The 6,601-nt window shown below is 67.9% G+C and carries 6 protein-coding genes; 2 read left to right on the forward strand and 4 right to left on the reverse strand.

Annotated features, from left to right (window positions below; translation table 11 throughout):
* Window positions 1–7: 7 nt before the first annotated feature.
* On the forward strand, window positions 8–913 hold the full coding sequence (locus AC1DXX_RS21720) for a DMT family transporter (RefSeq protein ID WP_478136282.1): 906 nt from the start codon (window positions 8–10) through the stop codon (window positions 911–913).
* 154 nt (window positions 914–1,067) lie between these two features.
* Here the strand turns inward: AC1DXX_RS21720 and AC1DXX_RS21725 are convergent, their stop codons facing one another.
* From AC1DXX_RS21725 to AC1DXX_RS21740, 4 genes are read right to left on the reverse strand one after another with little or no spacing between them, the layout of a single operon-like run.
* The gene (locus tag AC1DXX_RS21725; RefSeq protein WP_478136283.1) at window positions 1,068–1,859 is read right to left on the reverse strand and encodes an SDR family oxidoreductase; all 792 of its coding nucleotides are present in this window, start codon (window positions 1,857–1,859) and stop codon (window positions 1,068–1,070) included.
* Between the two features lie 30 nt (window positions 1,860–1,889).
* Window positions 1,890–2,837 (reverse strand): DMT family transporter, encoded by a 948-nt coding sequence (locus AC1DXX_RS21730; RefSeq protein WP_478136284.1) that lies wholly within the window; start codon window positions 2,835–2,837, stop codon window positions 1,890–1,892.
* A 21-nt stretch (window positions 2,838–2,858) separates the two neighbouring features.
* Window positions 2,859–4,472: a gamma-glutamyltransferase family protein gene (locus tag AC1DXX_RS21735; protein WP_478136285.1), complete on the reverse strand. Its 1,614-nt coding sequence runs from the start codon at window positions 4,470–4,472 to the stop codon at window positions 2,859–2,861.
* Between the two features lie 12 nt (window positions 4,473–4,484).
* Window positions 4,485–5,462 (reverse strand): Bug family tripartite tricarboxylate transporter substrate binding protein, encoded by a 978-nt coding sequence (locus AC1DXX_RS21740; protein WP_478136286.1) that lies wholly within the window; start codon window positions 5,460–5,462, stop codon window positions 4,485–4,487.
* A 97-nt stretch (window positions 5,463–5,559) separates the two neighbouring features.
* On the opposite strand from AC1DXX_RS21740, the gene AC1DXX_RS21745 reads away from it, so the two are divergent.
* Window positions 5,560–6,486, forward strand: a complete 927-nt coding sequence (locus tag AC1DXX_RS21745; RefSeq protein WP_478136287.1) for a LysR family transcriptional regulator — start codon at window positions 5,560–5,562, stop codon at window positions 6,484–6,486.
* The last annotated feature ends 115 nt before the right edge of the window (window positions 6,487–6,601 follow it).

Raw genomic sequence — 6,601 nt, forward strand, 5'->3', positions numbered from 1 at the left:
GGCGGCCATGCAGACACAGCCGCGCCTCACGCCCCTCACCGCCCTCCTGCTCACCGTTCCGCCGCTGCTGTGGGCCAGCAATGCCGTGGTGGGCCGCCTGGTGCGCGATCTGGTGTCACCGCTCACGCTGAACTTCGTGCGCTGGATCATCGCGTTCGTGCTGCTGCTGCCGTTCGCGGCGTCCGTCCTGCGCCTGAACAGCCCGCTCTGGGCCCACTGGAAGCGCTACGCGCTGCTCGGGCTGCTGGGCATCGGTCTCTACAACGCGCTCCAGTATCTGGCGCTGCAGACCTCCACGCCGATCAACACCACGCTGGTGGGCTCCAGCCTGCCGCTGTGGATGCTCGCCACCGGCATGCTTTTCTTCGGTGCCCGCTTCAGTGCACGCGAGACCGGCGGTGCGCTGCTGTCGATGCTGGGCGTGCTGCTGGTGCTGAGCCGCGGCGAATGGCGGCAGCTGCTGGCGCTGCGCCTGGTGCCGGGCGACCTCTACATGATCCTGGGCACCATCGCCTGGGCCTTCTACAGCTGGCTGCTGGCGCGCACGCACGAGCCGAAGCAGGCGCGGCAGGACTGGGCCGCCTTCCTGATGGCACAGCTCGTTTTCGGCCTCGCATGGTCGGGCGCCCTGGCCGCCGGCGAGTGGACGCTGACCGCTGCGCACATCGACCTCGGCTGGCCGCTCATCGCCGCCATGGCATTCATCGGCGTCGGCCCCGCGGTGGTCGCCTACCGCTGCTGGGGCACGGGCGTGCAGCGCGCGGGTCCGCAGGCAGCGAGCATCTTCATGAACCTCACGCCGCTGTTCGCCGCGCTGCTGTCGGCCGCCTTCCTGCGCGAACCGCCGCACTGGTACCACGGCGTGGCGTTCGTGCTGATCGTCGGCGGGATCGTGGTGTCGTCAAGGCGCTGATCCAACAACGCTCCCTTCAAGCGGACACCGAGGAACCGGCTTCGCCGGGCCTCAGGTGTTGCCCCCGGTAGGGGGTAGGAGGAGCGACACGAAGTGCGCGAAGCCTGGGGGCGAGCTCAATACAACACGAAGTGCGCGCAGCCTGGGGGCGAGCTCAGTACGTGCCGGGGTAGGCGCCGCCGTCCGCCAGCACGTTCTGCCCGGTCATGTAGCCGGCCTGCATGCTGCAGAGAAAGGCGCAGATGGCGCCGAACTCGGCCGGCGTGCCGAAGCGCCTGGCCGGAATGTTCTTCTTGCGGGCTTCCCACACGGTGTCGAAGTCCTGGCCCGACTTCTGGGCCGCGCCGGCCATCGTGCCCTTGAGGCGGTCGGTGTCGAAGGAGCCGGGCAGCAGGTTGTTGATGGTCACGCCCTGCGCCGCGATGGGAGTGCGTGCCACGCCGGCCACGAAACCGGTGAGGCCGCTGCGCGCACCGTTCGACAGGCCCAGGATATCGATGGGCGACTTCACCGAGCTGGAGGTGATGTTGACGATGCGCCCGAAGCCGCGCTTGGCCATGCCATCGACGGTCGCCTTGATGAGTTCGATGGGCGTGAGCATGTTGGCGTCGACCGCCTTGATCCACGCTTCGCGGTCCCAGTTGCGGAAGTCGCCGGGGGGCGGGCCGCCGGCGTTGGTGACGACGATGTCGAAGTCGTGCCCCAGCGCGAACACCGCTGCGCGGCCGGCTTCGGTCGTGATGTCGGCCGCGACGTGCTTGACGAACGGGCCCGACGCGCCCGTCGCCTCGGTCAGCTTCTTCGCAGCTGCTTCCAGCGCCTCGGCGCCGCGCGCCACGATCACCACGTTGACGCCTTCGCGCACCAGCGCCTCGGCGCAGCCGTAGCCGAGCCCCTTGCTCGCGCCGCACACCAGCGCGGTCTTGCCTGCAATGCCCAAATCCATGTTGTTGCTCCAGTCGGTCCTGCAGGGGCTTCAGCGCCCCTTGCGTGTGAAAACGAAGATGCCCGCGATCACGAGCACCGTGCCGGCCGCGATCCACGCGGTGAACGGCTCGCCCAATATGACCACCCCCATGAGGATGGTCGAGAGAGGCCCGATCATGCCGGTTTGCGCGGCCACGGCGGGGCCGATGCGCTCGATGGCCATCATCACCATGAGGACGGGCACGGCCGTGCACAGCGTGGCATTGAGCACCGACAGCCAGATCACCTCGGGCGCGACCTCGAAGGCCACGCTCATCGGCCGCGTCAGCACGAACTGCAGGATGCACAGCACGCAGGCCACGGTGGTGGCAAGACCCACGAGCCGCAGCGACCCAAGGCGCTTGACGAATTCGCCGCTGTAGACAAGGTAGCCGGCATAGCTCACTGCGCTCAGGAACACGAGAAACGCGCCCCAGGCCGCCGCGCCACCGCCTTTGCCGCCGCCACCGGTCCAGAGCTCGTGGCCGAACACCAGCAGCACACCGGCGTAGCTCACGATCATGCCCAGCACCTGCGGGCGCGTGGCGCGCCGCCGGTACAGGATCCAGCCGAACAGCAGCACCAGCGTGGGGTTGAGATACAGGATCAGCCGCTCGAAGCTGGCCGAGATGTAGGCGAGCCCCGCGAAGTCCAGAAAACTCGCAAGGTAGTAGCCCGAGAAGCCGAGCCCGATCACGCCGAGCCAGTCGCGGAAGCCAAGGGCCGGCTTGCCGCGGCCGGCCCACCACGCCATCACGGCGAACAGCGGCAGCGCGAACAGCATGCGCAGCATGATCAGCGTGATGGCATCGACGCCGTAGCGGTAGGCCAGCTTGACGATGATCGCCTTGCCGCTGAAGGCAATGGCGCCCAGCGAGGCGAGGATGAGGCCGGGCGCAATGCTCTTTGCGCCGCTCTGCGAGGGGGGGATGCCGGTCTGTACGGCGGTCTTGGTCATCCCCTGATCATCGCGTGATCGTCAAAAACCTGCAGCCGCGCCGTCGCGTCGCGGGTCGCTCGCAGCCACGTAGCCTTCGACCGACGGATCGCCCGCGCGCCAGATGAACTGGCCGGCGCCGAAGTCCTGGTACGAATCGTCGATCACGTCGAGGTGATGGCCGAGGTCGCGCAGGCCCTGCACGGTGTCCGGGTTCATCGCGGCCTCGACGTTGATCTCGAGCCCCGCGTTGAAGCGCCAGCGCGGCGCATCGCAGGCGGCCTGCGGGTTCTGCTTGTAGTCGAGCATTCGCACCAGCGTCTGCATGTGGCCCTGGGGCTGCATGTTGCCGCCCATCACGCCGAAGCTCATGACCGGCTGGCCGTCCTTGGTGAGGAAGGCCGGGATGATGGTGTGGAACGGCCGCTTGCCCGGCGCCACCACGTTCGGGCTCTCGGCCTTGAGGCTGAAGCCGTGGCCGCGGTTCTGCAGGCTGATGCCGAATTCGGGCTCCACGCAACCCGAGCCGAAGCCCATGTAGTTGCTCTGGATGAAGCTCACCATCATGCCGCTCTCGTCCGCCGCAGTGAGGTAGATGGTGCCGCCCTTGACGGGGTTGCCGGCCTTGAAGTCCTGTGCCTTTTTCACGTCGATGAGTCTGGCACGGGATGCGAGATACGCGTCATCGAGCATTTGCGCGGGGGTCACCGTCATCGACGATGGCTCCGACACGTAGCGGTAGACGTCGGCGAAGGCCAGCTTCATGGCTTCGATCTGCAGGTGCTGCGAAGCGACCGAGTCGACCGGCAGCGAAGCGATGTCGAACTTCTCGAGGATGCCGAGCGCGATCAGCGCCGCAATGCCCTGGCCATTGGGCGGAATCTCATGCAGCGTGTGGCCGCGGTAGTCGCGCGAGATCGGCTGGACCCACTCGGGCTGGTAGGCCGCGAGGTCGGCCACCGTGAGCGAGCCGCCCTGCGCGGCCGAGAACTTCGCGAGCGCCTCGGCGATCTCGCCGCTGTAGTAGGCCTCGCCCTTGGTGCGGGCAATGGCCTTGAGGGCGCGTGCTGCGGCGGTGAAGCGGAACATCTCCCCCACCTCGGGCGCACGGCCCCAAGGCAGGAAGGTCTTGGCAAAGCCCGGTTGCGACGCCAGCAGCGACGCAGCCGCGGCCCACTTGCCCTGCACCACCGGCGGCACGAGGTAGCCGCGCTCTGCGATGTCGATGGCCGGCGCCAGCAGGTCGGCGAACGGCAGCTTGCCGAAGCGGTCGCTCATCGCCACCCAGCCGCGCACCGCGCCCGGCACCGTGACCGAGTCGATGCCGCGCATCGGCGGCGTGGCGGCGTCGGCGCCGTACTTGGCCTTGAAGTACTCGGGCGTCCAGGCCCTGGGCGCGGGACCCGAGGCGTTGAGGCCGTGCAACTCCTTGCCGTCCCACAGGATGCAGAAGGCATCGCTGCCCAGGCCGTTGCTCACGGGCTCGACCAGCGTCATGACGGCGGCGGTGGCGATGGCCGCGTCGACGGCATTGCCGCCCTGCTGCAGCATGCGCAACCCGGCCTGCGCGGCCAGCGGGTGCGAGGTCGACACCACGTTGCGCGCGAAGATCGGAATACGGGTCGAGAGGTAGGGGTTGTTGAAGTCGAAGTTCATGTCGGCGTCTCGTTATTCGTTGGTGATCTTGCGTTCGACCACGATTTTTTTCCACTTGGCGGCGTCGGCTGCCACCATCTTGGCGAACTGGTCGGGTGTGCCCGCAACGGCGGGTTCGATGCCCAGGCGCGCGAGCTTGTCCTTCACCTCGGGATCGGCCAGCGCATCGTTCGCCGCCTTGTTGACGCGCGCCACGATGTCCGCAGGCAGATTCTTCGGACCGTAGAAGCCGAACCAGGTGTTCGACTCGTAGCCCGGCAGCGTATCGGCAATCGGGGGCAGCTCCGGCGCCAGCGGGCTTCGCTTGAGCGTCGTGACACCCAGGGCGCGCAAGCGGCCGTCGCGCACGTGCGGCATGCCGGTGGGCAGCGAGTCGAACAGCACGTCGATCTTGCCGCTGATCAGGTCGGGAATGGCGAGCGCGGTGCCCTTGTAGGGAATGTGCGTGACGAACACGCCGGCCTGTGCCTTGAAGAGCTCGGCCGTGAGCTGCACGATGGTGCCGTTGCCGCTCGAGCCGTAGTTGAGCTTGCCGGGGTTCTTCTTCGCGTACTCGATCCATTCGCGCACGGTCTTCGCGGGCGAATCGACCGGCACCAGCATGATGCTCGGCGCATCGCCCACATGCCCGATGGGCGTGAAGTCGCGCACCGTGTCGTAGGGCAGCCGGGGCATGACGGCGGGGCCGATCGAGTGCGTACTGGTGGTGGCCAGCAGCAGCGTGTTGCCGTCGGGCGCGGCCTTGGCGGCCTGGTCGGAGCCGATGGCACCGCCGGCGCCGGGCTTGTTGTCGACGATCAGCGTGGTGCCGAGCTTCTCGCCCATCTTCTGCCCGAGCGTGCGGGCAAAGAGGTCGGTGGCGCCGCCCGCGGGGAACGGCACGATGAGCCGGATCGGCTTGTTCGGGTAGCCCTGGGCCAGGCTGGCGGACGACGCGGCCATGCACAGAAGCGCAACGGCGACCCCTTGAAGGAACTGGATTCTTTTCATGGTGCTGGATTCTGGCCCCGTGGAGAAACCTTGCATGCTATGCACCCGCCGCACATCAAGCCAGATAATCCCGCTTATTCAACTATGAGCGCTGCTTATGACAAAAAACGCCACGGAAGAGGTCTCGCTGCAGCAGCTCCGGGCGCTGGCGGCGGTCGCCGAATCGGGCAGCTTCACGCTGGCGGCGGAAAGCCTGCAGTTGACGCAGCCGGCCATCAGCCACCTGATCAAGCGCATGGAAGAGGAACTCGGCCAGCCGCTGGTCGTGCGGGGCCGCCGCATCCAGCTGACCAGCGCGGGGCAGGTGATGGTCGAGACGGCCGTGCGTGCGCTGCGGCTGATCGACGAATCGGTCGGAGCCTGCCGGTCGCAGTCGCAGCTGCGCGAAGGGCGCGTGGTGCTGGCGGTGGGCCACCTCACGGCGGGCGCCCTGCTGCCGCCGATGCTCGGCCGCTTCTCCCGGCAGCATCCGACGCTCGCGACCACGCTGCTCGACAGCACGGCGGAGCAGATGATTTCACGCATCCTCTCGCAGGAGGCCGACCTGGGCTTCGGCTCGGACATCGGGCAGAAGCACTCGGAGCTGGCGACCGAGTTGCTGTTTACGGAGCGCATGGCGCTCTACGTGCGCGAGGACCATCCGCTGGCGCAGCGCGTGGTGGTCGATGCGAAGCACCTGGAGTCGCAGCCCTTCATCCACGTCAACCCGGACGCCAACGTGTGGCGCGCCGTGAGCCGCCAGCTCTCGAGCGTGGCCAATGTGTACCCGCGCGTGGTGCATCACGTGTCGATGCTGTCGACGGCCTTCGGCCTCATCCAGTCGGGCGCCGGCGTGGCCCTGCTGCCGCGCTATGTGGAGGTGCTGATGCCCGCCAACCTGCGCGCGGTGGCCGTGACGCGCCCCACGCTGGAATACCCCGTGGTCGCCGTCCGGCTGGCCAAGCACCCGCTCAGCCCGGCTGCCCTGGCCTTCCTGGCCATGGCACGGCAGCACATGAAGCCACTACGTGCTGGCAAGCCCTGAGGGTGTTTGACGCCCGCTGTTCAGGGCGCGATCACGCCGACGGTGTGATCGTTCAGAGCACTGGTTGATCGGCCAGCACAACAGCCGCGCCTCTCGTGCACAGGGCACCGGGTGC

The sequence above is a fragment of the Variovorax sp. P4_B10 genome (assembly GCF_056402375.1).

Excerpts from the sequence above, each read along its gene's own strand:
- AC1DXX_RS21735 (WP_478136285.1), bottom strand. The coding sequence starts at position 4,472 with ATGAACTTCGACTTCAACAACCCCTACCTCTCGACCCGTATTCCGATC.
- AC1DXX_RS21725 (WP_478136283.1), bottom strand. The coding sequence starts at position 1,859 with ATGGATTTGGGCATTGCAGGCAAGACCGCGCTGGTGTGCGGCGCGAGC.
- AC1DXX_RS21730 (WP_478136284.1), bottom strand. The coding sequence starts at position 2,837 with ATGACCAAGACCGCCGTACAGACCGGCATCCCCCCCTCGCAGAGCGGC.
- AC1DXX_RS21745 (WP_478136287.1), top strand. The coding sequence starts at position 5,560 with ATGACAAAAAACGCCACGGAAGAGGTCTCGCTGCAGCAGCTCCGGGCG.
- AC1DXX_RS21740 (WP_478136286.1), bottom strand. The coding sequence starts at position 5,462 with ATGAAAAGAATCCAGTTCCTTCAAGGGGTCGCCGTTGCGCTTCTGTGC.
- AC1DXX_RS21720 (WP_478136282.1), top strand. The coding sequence starts at position 8 with ATGCAGACACAGCCGCGCCTCACGCCCCTCACCGCCCTCCTGCTCACC.